General features: G+C 73.3%; 15 protein-coding genes. 5 read left to right on the forward strand and 10 right to left on the reverse strand.

The window, feature by feature from the left end; translation table 11 throughout:
- Window positions 1-10 precede the first annotated feature (10 nt).
- From JHAT_RS00885 to efeO, 4 genes are read right to left on the reverse strand one after another with little or no spacing between them, the layout of a single operon-like run.
- Window positions 11-1,003 (reverse strand): hypothetical protein, encoded by a 993-nt coding sequence (locus tag JHAT_RS00885; protein ID WP_171990683.1) that lies wholly within the window; start codon window positions 1,001-1,003, stop codon window positions 11-13.
- A complete protein-coding gene (gene efeU / locus JHAT_RS00890) occupies window positions 963-1,835 on the reverse strand; it encodes an iron uptake transporter permease EfeU (protein WP_077796043.1) in 873 nt (290 codons plus the stop codon). Before efeU ends, JHAT_RS00885 begins: the two co-directional genes overlap by 41 nt.
- A 2-nt stretch (window positions 1,836-1,837) precedes the next feature.
- Window positions 1,838-3,091: an iron uptake transporter deferrochelatase/peroxidase subunit gene (gene efeB / locus JHAT_RS00895; protein WP_077796044.1), complete on the reverse strand. Its 1,254-nt coding sequence runs from the start codon at window positions 3,089-3,091 to the stop codon at window positions 1,838-1,840.
- 15 nt (window positions 3,092-3,106) lie between these two features.
- On the reverse strand, window positions 3,107-4,261 hold the full coding sequence (gene efeO / locus JHAT_RS00900; RefSeq protein WP_077796045.1) for an iron uptake system protein EfeO: 1,155 nt from the start codon (window positions 4,259-4,261) through the stop codon (window positions 3,107-3,109).
- 292 nt (window positions 4,262-4,553) lie between these two features.
- Between efeO and JHAT_RS00905 the strand changes: the two genes are divergently transcribed.
- On the forward strand, window positions 4,554-5,198 hold the full coding sequence (locus tag JHAT_RS00905) for a PhzF family phenazine biosynthesis protein (RefSeq protein ID WP_077796046.1): 645 nt from the start codon (window positions 4,554-4,556) through the stop codon (window positions 5,196-5,198).
- Window positions 5,199-5,217: 19 nt separating this feature from the next.
- Here JHAT_RS00905 and map read toward each other — a convergent pair whose 3' ends face one another.
- Window positions 5,218-6,075 carry a type I methionyl aminopeptidase gene (map, locus tag JHAT_RS00910; RefSeq protein WP_077796047.1) on the reverse strand — a complete coding sequence of 286 codons (858 nt, stop codon included), beginning with the start codon at window positions 6,073-6,075 and terminating at the stop codon, window positions 5,218-5,220.
- 57 nt (window positions 6,076-6,132) lie between these two features.
- Here map and JHAT_RS00915 point away from each other — a divergent pair, with 57 nt between their 5' ends.
- Window positions 6,133-6,363, forward strand: a complete 231-nt coding sequence (locus JHAT_RS00915; protein ID WP_077796048.1) for a hypothetical protein — start codon at window positions 6,133-6,135, stop codon at window positions 6,361-6,363.
- 10 nt (window positions 6,364-6,373) lie between these two features.
- On the opposite strand, the gene JHAT_RS00920 is transcribed toward JHAT_RS00915, so the two are convergent.
- Together JHAT_RS00920 and JHAT_RS00925 are read right to left on the reverse strand one after the other, a co-directional pair.
- A complete protein-coding gene (locus JHAT_RS00920; RefSeq protein WP_077796049.1) occupies window positions 6,374-7,678 on the reverse strand; it encodes an MFS transporter in 1,305 nt (434 codons plus the stop codon).
- A gap of 110 nt (window positions 7,679-7,788) precedes the next feature.
- Complete coding sequence (locus tag JHAT_RS00925) at window positions 7,789-8,391, reverse strand: hypothetical protein (RefSeq protein ID WP_077796050.1); 603 nt, start codon at window positions 8,389-8,391, stop codon at window positions 7,789-7,791.
- 132 nt (window positions 8,392-8,523) lie between these two features.
- Between JHAT_RS00925 and npdG the strand changes: the two genes are divergently transcribed.
- Together npdG and JHAT_RS00935 are read left to right on the forward strand one after the other, a co-directional pair.
- On the forward strand, window positions 8,524-9,231 hold the full coding sequence (gene npdG / locus JHAT_RS00930) for an NADPH-dependent F420 reductase (protein WP_077796051.1): 708 nt from the start codon (window positions 8,524-8,526) through the stop codon (window positions 9,229-9,231).
- Window positions 9,232-9,329: 98 nt separating this feature from the next.
- Entirely contained in the window at window positions 9,330-9,518 is a 189-nt protein-coding gene (locus JHAT_RS00935) for a hypothetical protein (protein WP_077796052.1), read from the forward strand.
- On the opposite strand, the gene JHAT_RS00940 is transcribed toward JHAT_RS00935, so the two are convergent.
- Window positions 9,508-10,305: a site-2 protease family protein gene (locus JHAT_RS00940; RefSeq protein ID WP_077796053.1), complete on the reverse strand. Its 798-nt coding sequence runs from the start codon at window positions 10,303-10,305 to the stop codon at window positions 9,508-9,510. The two genes, JHAT_RS00935 and JHAT_RS00940, sit on opposite strands and share 11 nt — an antisense overlap.
- A 168-nt stretch (window positions 10,306-10,473) precedes the next feature.
- Between JHAT_RS00940 and JHAT_RS00945 the strand changes: the two genes are divergently transcribed.
- The gene (locus JHAT_RS00945) at window positions 10,474-13,878 is read left to right on the forward strand and encodes a BTAD domain-containing putative transcriptional regulator (RefSeq protein WP_253195360.1); all 3,405 of its coding nucleotides are present in this window, start codon (window positions 10,474-10,476) and stop codon (window positions 13,876-13,878) included.
- A 14-nt stretch (window positions 13,879-13,892) separates the two neighbouring features.
- Here JHAT_RS00945 and JHAT_RS00950 read toward each other — a convergent pair whose 3' ends face one another.
- Window positions 13,893-14,705: an ABC transporter permease gene (locus JHAT_RS00950; RefSeq protein ID WP_077796055.1), complete on the reverse strand. Its 813-nt coding sequence runs from the start codon at window positions 14,703-14,705 to the stop codon at window positions 13,893-13,895.
- Window positions 14,702-15,730 carry an ATP-binding cassette domain-containing protein gene (locus JHAT_RS00955; RefSeq protein WP_077796056.1) on the reverse strand — a complete coding sequence of 343 codons (1,029 nt, stop codon included), beginning with the start codon at window positions 15,728-15,730 and terminating at the stop codon, window positions 14,702-14,704. Before JHAT_RS00955 ends, JHAT_RS00950 begins: the two co-directional genes overlap by 4 nt.
- Between the last annotated feature and the right edge of the window lie 54 nt (window positions 15,731-15,784).

Raw genomic sequence — 15,784 nt, forward strand, 5'->3', positions numbered from 1 at the left:
CGAGGGCGCGCTACTCGCCCTTCGCCGACGTCATGCCCTGGATCCGGCCCAGGACGGACACCTGACCGCTGCCCGCCGGGTCCAGCGCGACCTCGTTGGAGACGAACTCCATCGTCAGCGACTGCTTGATCTCGCCGTCCGTCAGCGCCAGCACGTCCTTGTTCGGCGTGGGCACGGAGGTGCCCTGCGCGGCCGTCTGCTTCTCGAAGTGGCGCGTGGTGAAGAACACCATCGCCCCGCCGTCCTTCGTGCGCAGCGCCAACGGCGCGTAGTCGCCGTTCGTCAGCGGCTCGTCGATGTACTGGGTGACCAGCCCCGGCCTGACCGACCGCTTCGTGCGCAGCTCCCGCCACGCGCTGGTGTGCGCACCGTCCGCGAAGGTCTTCCCGCCGTCCTTCAGGTACGTCGTGTAGGCCTTGCTCAACCCGGCGGGCACGGCGGCCAGTTCGGTGGAGTTCGCGGGGACGGCCTCGGCCCAGCCGTCCTCGTCGGTCTTGAACTCGGGCACGTCACCGGGGGCGACCAGCGTCAGGTACGCGACCTGCCAGGTCTCCTCCAGGCCGTTGCGGGTGAACACCAGCAGCCAGCGCGCCTCACCGCCCTTGTTGGCCCTGGTGTCCGCGACGAACCAGCGCGGCCAGCCCGCCTTCTTCGGGATGGTGAACTTCGCGTCCGTCAGCTCCAGCGGCGTGTGCGAGGGATTGCCGCCCGGGCTGTTGGTCCGGCCCGCCTTCAGCCGCGCCGAGTCGATGGCGGCGAGGGCGCCGGTGGTGTACTCGGCGTCCAGGGAACCGTCGTAGGCCCTGTCGGCCTCGTTGTACGCGTCCGTGAACTGCTGGAGCGCCTTCGCGGCCTCGGCCCGAGTGGTGGCGGGGAGCACCTCGCGCTCGCCGTGCACCACCACGCAACCGCTCGCCGACAACGACAAAGCGGTCACCGAGGCCGCTATCAGTGCGCTCCGGTCAAGCCTGCGGGGCCTTCGAGGGCCGCGATCCCTGCTCATCAGGTTCCTTCACCTTCCCCTTCCCGGAGGCGAACCCTACCGGGGCGAGGAACAGCGCGAGCGCCGGGACCAGGTACAGCAGCCACACCGTGACCTGGAGGACGGTCGGGTCGGGCTGGAAGTTGAACACGCCCTTGAGCAGGGTGCCGTACCAGCTCGACGGATCGACGGTGTCGCTGATGTCGAAGGCCAGCTTCGTCAGGCCCGGCAGCAGGTCGGCCTCCTGCAGGTCGTGCACGCCGTACGCCAGCACGCCCGCGGCCACGACGACCAGCATGCCGCCGGTCCAGGTGAAGAACTTGGCCAGGTCGATGCGCACCGCGCCCTTGTAGAACAGCCAGCCGAGCAGCACCGCCGTCGCCAGGCCCAGGGCCACGCCGATCAGCGGGCGCGGGGTGCCGTCGCTCGCCGCGTGCACCGACGCCCACACGAACAGGGCGGTCTCCAGGCCCTCCCGGCCGACCGCGAGGAACGCGGTGGCCACCAGCGCGCCCGTGCCCATCCTCAGGGCCGCGTCCAGCTTGCCGTGCAGCTCCGCCTTCAGGTGGCGGGCGGTGCGCCGCATCCAGAACACCATCCACGTCACCAGCACGACCGCGACGATCGACAGCGAGCCGCCGAGGGCCTCCTGCGCCTTGAACGTCAGCTCCTGCGAACCGTATTCGAGGACGCAGCCGAAGCCGAACGCGATGGCGACCGCGACCCCGATGCCGGCCCAGATCGGCTTCAGCGCGTCCCTGCGGCCCGTCTTGACCAGGTAGGCGATGAGGATGCAGACGACGAGGGAGGCCTCCAGGCCCTCACGCAGTCCGATCAGGTAGTTGGAGAACACGGTTACGCCTCCTTGGCGAACAGCGTGCTGCCCCACCAGTCGTCCGCGTCACGGACGCCGGGCGGGACCGCGAAGACCGCCGAACCCACGTGCTGGATGTATTCGTTGAGCGCGTCCGTCGCCAGATTGCGCTGGACGCGGATGAAGCCGGTGCGCACGTCGCGCTGGTAGGCGAGGAAGAACAGGCCCGCGTCCAGACGGCCCAGGCCGTCGGTGCCGTCGGTGAACGAGTAGCCGCGGCGCAGGATCGTCGCCCCGCCGTTGGAGTCGGGGTGGGCGAGCCGCACGTGCGCGTCGGGCTTCATCGCCTTCAGGAACGGCTCGTCGCGCTCCTTGGCCTTGCCGACCGGGGCGCCCTCGCCCTTGTCGCGGCCGAAGACGTCCTCCTGCTCCTGCAGCGAGGTGCGGTCCCAGGTCTCGATGTGCATGCGGATGCGCCGGGCGACGAGGTAGGAGCCGCCGGTCATCCAGTCCGGGCCGTCCTTCGCGCCGACCCACACGTGCCGGTCCAGGCGCTCGGTCTCCGTGCCGGAGATGTTGCGGGTGCCGTCCTTGAAGCCGAACAGGTTGCGCGGGGTCTGCGCGTCCGCCGTCGTCGAGGACGTCTTGCCGAAGCCCAGCTGGGACCAGCGCACGACGACCTTGCCGAAGCCGATGCGGGCCAGCTGGCGGATCGCGTGCACGGCGACCTGCGGGTCGTCCGCGCAGGCCTGGACGCACAGGTCGCCGCCGCTGCGGCCGCGGTCGAGGTTGTCGCCGGGGAACTTCGGCAGGTCGACCAGCGCCTCGGGACGCCGGCCGGCGAGGCCGAACTTCCCGAACAGGGACGGCCCGAAGCCGACGGTGAGCGTCAGCCGGGACGGCTTGAGGCCCAGCGCCTCGCCGGTGTCGTCCGGCGGGGCCTCGGCCAGACCGCCGTAGGCGCCCTCGCCGACCGGCTGCCCGGCGGTCATCCTCCGGGCAGCCGCCGTCCAGTCCTTCAGCAGCCGGACGAACTCGGCGCGGTCGTCGGTGGTCACGTCGAACGCCGCGAAGTGCAGCCGGTCCTGCACCGGGGTGGCGATGCCCGCCTGGTGCGCCCCGTGGAAGTCGACCGCGCCGCCCGCGTCGGCACCGGCCGGGTCCACGTCGTCGCCGGTGCGGGCCATCGTCATCGCGCCGCCCGCCGCGGCGGCGCCGAGGGCGAGCCCCGCACCGCCCCAGCCGATCAGCGCCCGGCGCGAGGGCGCCTGCGTCCTGCCGTCCGTGTCCGTCATCGTCGTCCCCCGGCGCTACTTGCCGACCACGGCGGCGGCGAGCTTGGACAGCGGCTCGGCGAGCGCGTTGACCGCGTCCGACAGCTCCTTGCGGTCGGCCTTGCCGACCTTGTCGTAGGAGGTGAACTCGTACGACGTCGGGCCCGGCCGGTACTGGTCGAGCAGCTCGTCCAGGGCGGCGAACCGCTTGTCGAGGTCCGCCGCCAGCGCCGCGTCGTTCTCCTTCGCGACCGGCTTCAGCAGCTCGTACGACTTCCGGGCGCCCTCGACGTTGGCCTTGAAGTCGACCAGGTCGGTGTGCGAGTAGCGCTCCTCCTCGCCGGTGACCTTGCCGGTGGCGACCTCGTCGAGGAGTTCCTTGGCGCCGTTGGCCATGGAGGTCGGGGTGATGTCGGCGGTGCCGACGCGGTTCTGCCAGTCCTTCAGGTCGGTGACCAGCGTGCCGGCGAGTTCCTTCTCGCGGTCGCCGATCTTCCCGTCCTGCCACAGCGCCTTCTCCAGGCGGTGCCAGCCGGTCCAGTCGGTCGCCGGGTCCTGGCCGTCCTCCAGGCCGTCCTCGCGGACGTCGACCTTCGGGTCGATGTCGCCGAAGGACTCCGCGACCGGCTCGGTGCGCTCCCAGCCGATGCGGGAGGGCGCGTACGCCTTCTTCGCGGCCTGGAGGTCACCGGCCCGCACGGCCTTCGCGAACGCCTCGGCCTTCGGCAGCGTCTCGTCGGCCTGCTGCTGCACGTACTGCCGGTAGGCGGCCACGGCCGCGTCCAGGCGCGGGTCGCGCTCGGCGGCCTTGCCGCCGGTGGCCCTGACGTCCTGGCGGATGCCCTTGCCCTTCATGCCCGGCTTGCAGGCGATCCGGTAGTCGCCGGCCTTCACCTCGGCGGTGACCCGCTGCTTGGTGCCGGGGCCGATGTTCTCCCGCTCGGTGACCACGCGGTCGTCGGGGAACAGGAGGTAGACCTCGGTGACCTCGGACCCCTTGTTCTCGATGGCGAGCTCGACGTGCCCGGCCGGGAACTCCTTCGTCGACACGTCGCACGCGTCGTCCGTCGCCGTGACGGTGACGACGTGGCCGCCGTCGGCCGAATCGCCCTTCTCGGCGCATCCCGTCACGGCGGTCAGGGCCGCCGCGGTGGCGACGGCGGTGACGACGGAGAGTCTGACGGCTCGCATGCGGGCTCCAAAGGATGGCCGAAAGTACGCGTGACGGGCCTCATAGGGAAGGTGAGGCTCGCCTAACGTACCTAAGGTTTTCCTAAGGGATAACCGTCGATGCGGTGATCCGAATCTCATGGACGGCGCAGGAGCACGGACCGGTCACGGTGGCTCAAAGGCGTGCTCATGGGAGAGTCAAAGGAAGGTCAAGAGGGGCGTGGTGGGGCGACCCGCGCGCCTCCGGGTGCGGCCGACCGTCCCCGTCCGGCCTCCGCGGCGGGCCCGGCCCCGGCGATGCTTGAATGCCCCGGTGACTGACTACGACGTACTGCGCGTCTTCTGCGCGCCGAACGGCGGATACGGCAACGAGCTCGGCGTCGTCCGGGACGGCTCCGTGCTGCCCGGACGGGACGAGCGGCAGGAGCTCGCCGCCAAACTCGGCTTCAGCGAGACCGTGTTCGTGGACGACCCCGAGCGCGGGATGATCGACATCTACACCCCGACCCTGGGCCTGCCGTTCGCCGGCCACCCCTGCGTCGGCACGGCCTGGCTGCTCGACGTGCCCGAACTCGTCACCCCGGCCGGAACGGTGGGCGCCCGCCAGGACGGCGAGTTCAGCTGGATCGAGGCCCGCCCCGAGTGGGCCCCGCCGCGCACCCTGCGCCAGTACGCCGCCGTCGCCGAGGTCGACGCGCTGCCGGTGCCGCCCAAGGGGGAGTGGGTCTACGCCTGGGCCTGGGAGGACGAGGCGGCGGGCCGCGTCCGGGCGCGGGCCTTCCCCGGCCGCGACGACGGCATCGACGAGGACGAGGCGACCGGGGCCGCGGCACTGCTGCTGACCGAGCGGCTGGGCCGCGCGCTCAACATCACGCAGGGCGTCGGCTCCCAGATCCTCACCGCCCCCCAGCCCGAGGGGTGGATCGAGATCGGCGGCCGGGTGCGCCTGGAGCGGTGACGGCCGGCGGCCGGACCGGTCAGGGCAGCGTGAGGATCTCCGCACCCGTGTCGGTCACCACCAGGGTGTGCTCGAACTGGGCGGTCCGCTTCCGGTCGCGCGTCACGACCGTCCAGCCGTCGTCCCACATGTCGTACTCGTGCGTCCCGAGCGTCAGCATCGGCTCGATCGTGAAGGTCATCCCGGGCCGGATGACGGTCGTCGCGTGCGGGCTGTCGTAGTGCGGGACGATCAGCCCGGAGTGGAACGACGAGTTGATCCCGTGCCCGGTGAAGTCCCGCACCACCCCGTAGCCGAAGCGCTTCGCGTACGACTCGATGACCCGGCCGATGATGTTGATCTGCCGGCCCGGCTTGACCGCCTTGATCGCACGGTTCAGCGACTCCCGGGTGCGCTCGACCAGCAGCCGGCTCTCCTCGTCCACGTCGCCGACCAGGTACGTCGCGTTGTTGTCGCCGTGCACGCCGCCGATGTACGCCGTCACGTCCAGGTTGACGATGTCTCCGTCGCGCAGCACCGTGGAGTCCGGGATGCCGTGGCAGATCACCTCGTTGACGGAGGTGCACAGGGACTTCGGGAAACCGCGGTAGCCGAGCGTCGAGGGGTAGGCGCCGTGGTCGCACATGTACTCGTGCGCGACCCGGTCCAGCTCGTCCGTGGTCACGCCCGGCGCGATCAGCTTCGCGGCCTCGGCCATCGCCCGCGCCGCGATCCGCCCGGCCACGCGCATCGCCTCGATCGTCTCGGGCGTCTGCACCTCCGGCCCCGTGTACGGCGTCGGCGCCGGTTTGCCGACGTACTCGGGCCGGCGGATGTTTCCGGGTACGGAACGGGTGGGGGACAGCTCCCCTGGGACGAGCAGCGACTGGCCAGACATGCCGCGAGTCTAACCAGGGGGCGTCGGGGAAGATGACGGTGGCGAGAGGAGCTGGTCATGGCCCTGTTCAAGAAGCGCACGGTCGGCAAGCCGGGCGAGTGGTACTACTGCCTGGAGCACAAGAAGGTCGAGGAGGGCCCGGAGTGCCCGGCCAAGGACCGCTTCGGACCGTACGCGTCCCGGGCGGAGGCCGAACAGGCGATGCGGACGGCGCGCGAACGCAACCTGGAGTGGGAGAACGACCCCAAGTGGCACGACGCCCCGGCCGCACGCGCGGACGAGGACTGACGAGGACCGGTCAGACACCCGGCGCGGCGGCTGCCGCGCGCTTCTCGCGCAGCCGCACCGCGTGCTCGTTCGTCCGCGCGTCGTACGTCATCATCGTCGGCAGGCACAGCGCCAGCAGGCCCACCGCGCCGGCGCACAGCAGCCCGCCCGACCACACCGACGCCCGCACCCCGACGAGCGCGGCCGTGCCGCCGGCCCGGACCTGACCCAGCTGCGGGCCCACCGAGTACGACAGCAGCTCGATCCCGGCGAGCCGGCCGCGCAGCTCGTCCGGGATCGTCTGGTTCCACATCGCGCTGCGGAAGACGCCGCTGACCATGTCGCAGGCACCGGCCAGGACGAGGCACAGCAGCACCAGCCACACGTCGCCGGCGACACCGGCGGCGGCGATCGCGACGCCCCAGCCGACGGCCGCCAGCACCACCATCCGCCCGTGCCGGTGCACCCGCGTCGTCCAGCCGCTGCTCACGCTCACCAGCAGCGAACCGGCCGGGATCGCCGCGTACATCAGGCCGAGCGACCACTCGGCGTCCAGCTCGTCCGCCAGGAACGGCAGCACGGCCAGCGGCATCGCCAGGAACATCGCGGCGAGGTCGATCGCGTACGTGCCCAGCAGCTCCTTGCGGTTCCACGCGTACCGGGCACCCTCCGCGATCGCCGCCCAGGACGGCTTCGCCGCGTCGTGCGAGGCGGGGGACGCGGCGAGGCGCACCCCCAGCAGGACGGACACGGCGAAGGTGACGAGGTCCACCCCGTACGCCCACTCCGCCCCCGCGTACGCCACCACGACACCGGCCAGCGCGGGACCGGCGATCCCGCCGACCTGCCAGCGCAGCGCGTTCAGCGACGCGGCGGCCGGCAGGTGCTCGTGCGCCACGATCCGGGGGACCAGCGAGTCCAGTGCGGGCCGCTGGAGCGCGCCGAGCGCCGAGGTGAGGGCCGCGACGACGTACAGCGGCCACACGGCCGGGCCCGGCAGCAGCGCGTTGACCAGCAGCATCACGCACAGCAGGCCCTGACCGGCCTCCGTCCACACGATCAGCTTCCGCTTGTCCCAGGCATCGGCGAGCGCCCCGCCGTACAGCCCGAACACCACCAGCGGCACCAGTTCCACGGCACCGATCGCGCCGACGGCCGCCGCCGACCCCGTCAGCTCCTTGACCTGCACCGGCAGCGCGACGAACGTCAGGAAGCTCCCGAAGTTCGTGATCAGCCCCGCCAGCCACATCCGCCGGAAGTCGGCGGAGGCCCGCCAGGGGGAGAGGTCGGGCAACAGGGCACGCAGCCCGGCCGGGGCGGGGGAGTCTTCGGTCACGAGGGGCCATCGTCGACGGACCGGACACCGGGGGCAACCGGTTTTCCCCGGCGGCGCCGGCCCGCGCGACCCGCCCCGGCCGCGCGCGGGGCGCCGGACGCCCCACGCCGTCACCAGCGGGGCGGCGGCGGAGCCGTGAGGTGGTCGGTCAGGCGGGAGAGACGGTCACGGAACCGCCGGCGCCCCCGCGGCGGCGGCCCCGCGTTCTCCCCCGCCGCCGCGCTGACCAGGTGCTGCACGGTGTCCAGGTCCAGCTCCGCCCCGTCCGGCACGGTCAGCGTCTCGTGCGCCATGGCCGTCAGCTCCCGCTCGCCGCTGCCCAGCGCCAGCACCGTCGCGCCGGCCCGCCGGGCGTCGTGCACCCGCTCCAGCAGCGGGGCCCCGGGGTCGTCGGGCGCCACCACCAGCAGCGTCTCCCCCCGCCGGGCCGCCGCCAGCCGCCCCAGCCCCACCGCCAGATGCGCCGGGTCCGACGGACGCGCGTCGTGCCGCACCAGGGTCGGCGCCAGCTCCGGCGTCCCCGACCAGGCGGCCTCGTCCACCAGGTGGGCCGCCAGATGCCACGGCTCGTACCCGGCCGTGCCCACCAGCAGCAGCCCGCCCCCGTACGGCACCACCGATCCCCGCAGCGCCCCCGCGAAACGCCGGGTGGCCCCCAGCCACTCGGTCCCGGCGAGCACGTCCCGCAGCAGCGCTACCCGTACGGCGTCCATGCGCCCGCATCCTGCCGCAACCCGGCCCGGCCGTCCCGGCGTTCGCCCCGGATTCCCCCGACCCGGGGACGGCGCCCCGCCCGGCGGCACCCGGGCCGGTGCGGCGGCCGGGGCGGACGTAGGGTCGGGCCCATGACCTCTACCGACAGTGCCGCACAGAAGGCCCCCGCCAAGGACCCCTGGGACCTGCCCGACGTCTCCGGGCTCGTCGTCGGCGTGCTCGGCGGGACCGGCCCGCAGGGCAAGGGCCTCGCCTACCGCCTCGCCAAGGCGGGCCAGAAGGTGATCGTCGGCTCCCGCGCCGCCGAGCGCGCCCGGGCCGCCGCCGAGGAGCTCGGGCACGGCATCGAGGGTGCCGACAACGCCGAGACCGCCCGCCGCAGCGACATCGTGATCGTCGCCGTGCCGTGGGAGGGCCACGGCAAGACCCTCGAGTCCCTGCGCGGGGAACTGGCCGGCAAGCTCGTCGTCGACTGCGTCAACCCCCTCGGCTTCGACAAGAAGGGTGCCTACGCCCTCAAGCCCGAGGAGGGCAGCGCCGCCGAGCAGGCCGCCGCCCTGCTGCCGGACAGCCGGGTCACCGCCGCCTTCCACCACCTCTCGGCGGTCCTGCTCCAGGACCCGGAGATCGACGAGATCGACACCGACGTCATGGTGCTCGGCGAGGAGCGGGCCGACGTGGAGATCGTGCAGGCCCTCGCCGGACGCATCGCCGGCATGCGCGGCGTCTTCGCCGGGCGGCTGCGCAACGCCCACCAGGTCGAGTCGCTGGTCGCCAACCTGATCTCCGTCAACCGCCGCTACAAGGCACACGCCGGGCTCCGCGTCACCGACGTGTGAGGCGATGGGGGACACTGGTGGGTGCCGGTACCGCGCGTGCCGGCCGCACCCGCAGTGCCGCAGTACCCGCACGTGTCCCCCCGACAGGAGCCCCGCCCATGCCCCGCCTCGCCGTCTACGCCCTGATCGTCTGCGTGCTCGCCGTGGTCGCCGCCGTCGTCTCCTTCGTGCAGGGCAGCGTGGTGATCGGGGTCGTCTGGGTGCTGATGACGGGCGTGTCCTCCAACATGTGCTGGTACTACGTCAAGCGCGGCCGGACCCCGCGCCGCGAGTCGGTCACGAACTGACCGAGCAGAACGCGTCGGTCTGCCAGAACCGGTACAGCTCGAAGCCGCAGTACGAGTCGACGTCGCCGATCCCCAGCCCGCGCAGGATCGCGTCGACCGCGTCGAAGAACACGCCGTTGACCGACGGCAGCCACAGCAGCGCGAACACGAACAGCAGCCCGAACGGCGCGAACGGCTCCACCTGCCGCCGCACGCCGTGCGACAGCCAGGGCTCGATCACCCCGTAGCCGTCCAGGCCCGGCACCGGCAGGAAGTTCAGGATCGCGGCCGTGACCTGGAGCAGCGCGAGGAAGGCGAGCGCGAGCCGGACGTCGCGCGGCACGCCGTCCAGCGCGTCCAGCCAGAACGGGGCCGTGCACACCGCGGCGAACAGGACGTTCGTCAGCGGACCCGCGGCCGAGATCAGACTGTGCCGCCAGCGCCCGCGGATGCGGCCCCGCTCGATGAACACCGCGCCGCCCGGCAGGCCGATCCCACCCATGATCACGAACAGTACGGGCAGCACGATGCTCAGCAGCGCGTGCGTGTACTTCACCGGATTCAGCGTGAGATAGCCCTTCGCGCCGACCGAGACGTCCCCGCTGTGCAGCGCGGTGCGCGCGTGCGCGTACTCGTGCAGGCACAGCGAGACGACCCACGCGGCCGTCACGAACAGGAACACGGCCAGGCCCGGCTGCTCGGCGAACCCGGTCCAGGTGGCCCACCCGGTGACCGCCATGACGGCGACGATCCCGAGGAAGACGGGACTGATCCGGCGGTCGCCGGGGCGGGTGGTGGCGGCGGTCATGGGACTCCCTGACTGACGTGCGCAGGCACGGCCTGGCCCGAGGCGATCACGAGGACTGCCGACCGTACCCGGCGCGGCGGGTGTTCGGCGAGGCCCCGGCCGGACGCTGCCGCGCCGCACCGGACGAACCCCGTGACCGGTCCCGACGGCGCCAGGGACAATGGGCCCGTGCGCTACCGCATCCTCGGCACCACCCAGGCACTCCGCCCCGACGGCACGGCCGTCCCCGTCGGCGGGGCACGGCTGCGCGCCCTGCTGACCGTGCTCGCCCTCAGGCCCGGCCGCGCCGTGCCCGCGGGGCTGCTGGTGGAGGAGGTGTGGGGCGGCGACCCGCCCGTGGACGCGCCGGGCGCCCTCCAGGCACTGGTCGGGCGGCTGCGCCGGGCGCTCGGCGCGGACGCGGTCGCCTCCGCCGACGGCGGCTACCGGCTCGCCGCCGCCCCCGACGACATCGACCTGCACCGCTTCGACCGGCTGGCCGGGGAGGGTTCCCGCGCCCTCGCCGACGGCGACCCGGACAAGGCGGCCGAGCTCCTCGCCGACGCCCTCGCCCTGTGGCGCGGCCCCGCCCTCGCCGACCTGCCCGACCGCACCGCCGAGGCGGCCCGCTGGGAGACCCGGCACCTGGACGTCCTGCGCGCCCGCCACGCCGCCGCCCTGGACCTCGGGCAGGCGGAGCACGCCCTGCCCGAGCTGACCGCGCTGTGCGACGGCCACCCCCTGGACGAGCCCCTCCAGGCCCTGCGGCTGCGCGCCCTGCGCGACACCGGCCGCACCGCCGAGGCGCTGGCCGCCTACGAGGACCTGCGCCGCCTGCTCGCGGACCGCCTCGGCACCGATCCGGGGCCCGAACTGCGGGCGCTGCACGGGGAGCTGCTCAACCCCGCGACGCCCTCCGGCCCCACCGCGCCTTCCGGTCCCACGGCGGACGCCGGCCCCACGGGGCGCGCGGCGCCCGCCGGACCTGCGACGGACCCCGGTTCCGCACCGCCCGCCGCCCCCGCCGCGCGATCCGCGTCCGGGACCCGCGAGGCCCCCGCCGCGGTCCGCCCCCGGGGCAACCTCCGCGCCCGGCTCACCTCGTTCGTCGGCCGGGACACCGACATCCGGGCCCTGCGCGCCGACCTGGCGACCGCACGGCTGGTCACCCTGCTCGGACCCGGCGGAGCCGGGAAGACCCGGCTGTCGCAGGAGGCCGCCGAGGACGCCGGTGACTGCGCGCCGGACGGCGTCTGGCTGGCCGAGCTCGCCCCCGTCGACGACCCCGGCGCCGTACCGGAGGCCGTGCTGACCGCCCTCGGCGCCCGCGAGACCGTGCTGTACGGCGCCGGCGCCGAGGAGATGCGGGCCGTCACCGCGACCGACCGGCAGGCCACCGCCGTCGAGCGCCTCGTCGAGCACTGCGGCCGGCGCCGCATGCTGATCGTCCTCGACAACTGCGAGCACGTCGTCGACGCCGCCGCCCGGCTCGCCGAGGAACTGCTCGCCCGCTGCCCCCACCTGACCGTCCTCGCCACCAGCCGCGAACCCCTCGGCGTCCCGGGAGAGGTGCTGCGCCCGGTCGAGCCGCTGCCCGAGCCGGCCGCGCTGCGGCTGCTCGCCGACCGGGGAGCGGCCGCCCGCCCCGGCTTCCGCCCCGACGCCGACGAGGGGACCGCGGCGGCCTGCGCCGAGATCTGCCGCCGCCTCGACGGCCTGCCGCTCGCCATCGAACTGGCCGCCGCCCGGCTGCGGATGCTCACCCCGCGCCAGATCGCCGACCGCCTCGACGACCGCTTCCGCCTGCTCACCTCCGGCAGCCGCACCGTCCTGCCCCGCCAGCAGACGCTGCGCGCGGTCGTCGACTGGTCCTGGGACCTGCTGGACGAGGACGAACGGGACGTCCTCGGCCGCCTGTCGGTGTTCGCCGGCGGCTGCGACCTGGCCGCCGCCGAGGCCGTGTGCGGGCCGGCCGCGCTGGAGGCGCTCGGCTCCCTGGTCGACAAGTCCCTGGTCGTCGCCGCCCCCGCCGGCGACGGCGAGATGCGCTACCGCCTGCTGGAGACCGTCTCCGAGTACGCCGCCGAACGCCTCGACGAGACCGGAGCCCGCGCCGACGCGGAACACGCCCACCTGACGTACTACCGCGAACTCGCCCGCACCACGGACCCGTTGCTGCGCGGCCCCGAGCAGCTGACCGCCATCGAGCGGCTGGAACGCGAGTACGAGAACCTGCGCACCGCCCTGCGCCACGCGATCGCCGAGCGCGACGAGCAGGAGGCGCTCAGCCTGGCGCTGTCGCTGGTCTGGTACTGGCAGATGCGCGACCTGCGGGTGGAGGCCCGGAACTGGTTCAGCGAGGTCATGGCCCTCGGCCCGGACCCGTTCGGCGAACCGGTCCGGCGCGCCGAGCCGGTGTGGGAGCGGTGCACGGCCGCGCCGCCCCCGATGACCGGGGAGGTGCTCGCGGAGGCCCGGCGGGGAGTCCACCTCGCCCACCTCGCCTGCATGGACACCGAGCTGGACGCCTGGCAGAACCCGCAGGCCCAGCGGAAGCTGCGCGTGATCGCCGAGACCTACGAACCGGGCATGCCGCAGACCTGCTTCCCGCCCGGCCTGCTCTGGTTCTTCGCGGTGATGCTCTCCGGCGACATGGACCGGCTGCACGAGATCATGAACGCCACGGTGCGCACCTGCCGTGAGACACCGGGGTTCGACTGGGAGCTGGCCGGCGCCCTGCAGATGCGCGCCCAGATGCTCGCCAACCGCACCGACTGGGCGGGCGACGCGGCCCGCGACGCCGACGAGGCGCTGGACATCTACCGCCGCCTCGGTGACGCCTGGGGCACCGCCGAGGCCCTGGCCGCCCACGCCGAGGCCCAGGAACGCCAGGGCGAGTACCGGCAGGCCGCCGCCTCCTACGAGGCCGCCGCGGAACTCGCCCGGCGGCTCGGGGCCCACGCCCAGGTGGACATCCTGGACGCCCGGCTCGGCAGCGTGCTGGTGGAGGCGGGCGACGCCGAGCGGGGCGAGCTCATGCTGCGCGCGGTGGTCGCCCGGACCGAGGGGACGGGACACAACGCCGCCATGCCGGCCGCCCGGCTCTACCTCGCCGGCCGGCTCGGCATGACCGGCCGGATCGCCGAGGCCCACGAGGAACTGCGGCTGCTGCGCGAGAACTTCTCCCTCTCCCAGTTCGTCGTCTTCGACGCCTTCCTCCTCGCCGCCGAGGCGTGGCTCGCCACGCTGGAGGGCCGCCACGAGGAGTGCCTGGCCAGGATCCGGGAGTCGCTGGAACGGGCGGACGACCCGTTGTCCGCCGTCATCGCCCCGCACATGCGGTCCGGGTTCCTGACCATCGCCGCGATGGCGATGGCCCGGGTGGACGGCGGGCGCCGCGCCGTGGACGCCGCGCGCTGCATCGGCGCCGCCGACGCGACGCTGCCGCCGGACCACGTGGCGATGGGCCTGGAGCGGGACGCGCGCGTCCGGGCCGTGGAGCGGGTCCGTGACGTGCTCGGCGCCGAGGCCTACGAGGCCGCCCACGCCGAGGGCACCGGCCTCACCGCGGAGGAGGCCGGCGCCCTGGTCTGACGTGTCCGGGCGCGTCAGGCCTTCGTACGGAACTTGTGGATCGCGATCGGCGCCATCACCGCCGTGATCCCCACCGACCAGGCGACCGTCATCCACAGGTCGTGTGCGACGGGGCCGCCCACCATCAGGCCGCGCGCGGCGTCGGCGAGGGCCGACAGCGGGTTGTAGTCGGTGAAGGCCTCCAGCCAGCCCGGCATCGACTGCGTCGGCGCGAAGATCGAGGAGCCGAACTGGAGCGGCATCAGCACCAGGAAGCCCATCGCCTGCACGGACTGGGCGTTCTTCATCACCACGCCCAGCGTGAGGAAGATCCACATCAGGGCCGAGCCGAACATCACCGACAGTCCCACGGAGGCCAGCAGCCCGCCCCAGTCGGTGATGTCGAAGCCGACGAGGACGCCGACGATCAGCAGCACCACCGTGGCGAACAGCATCCGCAGCAGCTCCACGGCGATCTTGGCGAACAGCACCGAGCCGCGCCCGATCGGCAGGGACCGGAAGCGGTCCATGACACCGGAGTTGAAGTCCTGGTTGAAGCCGGTGCCGACCCCCTGGGCCATGTTCATGCCCATCATGGCCATCAGACCGGGCACCACGTACTGGACGTACGCCTGCTGCCCGCCGCCCAGCGACTGGCCGATGGAGCCGCCGAAGACGTAGACGAACAGCAGCGTGAAGATCACCGGGAACAGGATCGCGTCGAACATCGACTCCGGGTCCTGCCGGATCCACAGCAGGTTGCGGCGGACCAGCGCGCCGGTGTGCCGCAGGTGCCCGCGCAGCGAGATCCGCGCGTCGGGGGCGTGGGTGATGGTGGTGGCGCTCATACGGCGACCTCCTCGCGGGCGTCGGTGGCGGCCGCGGCGTCCTGCGGGGCACTGGCGCGGTGACCGGTGAGGGACAGGAAGACCTCGTCCAGACTGGGCAGTTCGGTGGTGATGGAGGCGATGGTGACGCCGCGCGCGGTGACCGCGCCGACCACGGCGGTCAGCTGCTCGTCACTGAGGATCGGCACCAGGACGGTTCCGCTGCGGGTGTCCACGGTGGCGTTGGCGAGCCCGGTGATGCCCATCTCGTCCAGGAACGAGGCGAGCGGGCGCAGGTGGGCCGGATCGACCGGACGGACGCGCAGGGTGCGCCCGCCGACCTTCGCCTTCAGCTCCTCGATGCCGCCGTTCGCGATGACCTTGCCGCGGTCGACGACGGTCAGCTCGGAGGCGAGCTGCTCGGCCTCCTCCATGTACTGGGTGGTCAGCAGCACGGTGACGCCGTCGCCGACCATGCGCTTGACCTCGTCCCACACCTCGTTGCGGGTGCGCGGGTCCAGGCCGGTGGTGGGCTCGTCCAGGTAGAGGACGGCCGGGTGGCCGATCATGGAGGCGGCCAGGTCGAGGCGCCGCCGCATGCCGCCGGAGTAGGTGGCCGCGGGGCGCTTGGCCGCCTCGGTGAGCGAGAACCGCTCCAGCAGTTCGTCGGCACGGGCGCGGGCGTCCCTGCGGGACAGGTCGAGCAGCCGCCCGATCATGTAGAGGTTCTCCCAGCCGGGGAGCTTCTCGTCCACGGACGCGTACTGCCCGGTGAGTCCTATCACCCGCCGCAGCTGCCGCGGCTGCCGTACGACGTCGTAGCCGGCGACGTGCGCCTGTCCGGCGTCGGGGGTGATGAGGGTGGACAGGATGCGCACGAGGGTGGTCTTGCCGGCGCCGTTCGGCCCGAGCACGCCCATCACGGTGCCCTCACGCACGTCCAGGTCGACGCCGTCCAGCGCCTTGGTCTCGCCGTAGTGCTTGACCAGCCCCCGCACGGTGACCGCGCTGTTCGCGGCCGGGGGGTTGTCGTCGATTCGCTTCATGCGGAAGACACTGTCAGGACCCACTGACAAACCACCGACACGTCGCCGACAGCC

The sequence above is a fragment of the Streptomyces sp. JHA26 genome, from assembly GCF_002005565.1.
Lineage (GTDB): Bacteria > Actinomycetota > Actinomycetes > Streptomycetales > Streptomycetaceae > Streptomyces.

What these genes read in the sequence shown, in the direction of transcription:
- JHAT_RS00885 (WP_171990683.1), bottom strand. Translation starts at nt 1,003, where the DNA reads ATGAGCAGGGATCGCGGCCCTCGAAGGCCCCGCAGGCTTGACCGGAGC.
- efeB (WP_077796044.1), bottom strand. Translation starts at nt 3,091, where the DNA reads ATGACGGACACGGACGGCAGGACGCAGGCGCCCTCGCGCCGGGCGCTG.
- efeO (WP_077796045.1), bottom strand. Translation starts at nt 4,261, where the DNA reads ATGCGAGCCGTCAGACTCTCCGTCGTCACCGCCGTCGCCACCGCGGCG.
- map (WP_077796047.1), bottom strand. Translation starts at nt 6,075, where the DNA reads ATGTCTGGCCAGTCGCTGCTCGTCCCAGGGGAGCTGTCCCCCACCCGT.
- JHAT_RS00915 (WP_077796048.1), top strand. Translation starts at nt 6,133, where the DNA reads ATGGCCCTGTTCAAGAAGCGCACGGTCGGCAAGCCGGGCGAGTGGTAC.
- JHAT_RS00925 (WP_077796050.1), bottom strand. Translation starts at nt 8,391, where the DNA reads ATGGACGCCGTACGGGTAGCGCTGCTGCGGGACGTGCTCGCCGGGACC.
- npdG (WP_077796051.1), top strand. Translation starts at nt 8,524, where the DNA reads ATGACCTCTACCGACAGTGCCGCACAGAAGGCCCCCGCCAAGGACCCC.
- JHAT_RS00935 (WP_077796052.1), top strand. Translation starts at nt 9,330, where the DNA reads ATGCCCCGCCTCGCCGTCTACGCCCTGATCGTCTGCGTGCTCGCCGTG.
- JHAT_RS00940 (WP_077796053.1), bottom strand. Translation starts at nt 10,305, where the DNA reads ATGACCGCCGCCACCACCCGCCCCGGCGACCGCCGGATCAGTCCCGTC.
- JHAT_RS00950 (WP_077796055.1), bottom strand. Translation starts at nt 14,705, where the DNA reads ATGAGCGCCACCACCATCACCCACGCCCCCGACGCGCGGATCTCGCTG.
- JHAT_RS00955 (WP_077796056.1), bottom strand. Translation starts at nt 15,730, where the DNA reads ATGAAGCGAATCGACGACAACCCCCCGGCCGCGAACAGCGCGGTCACC.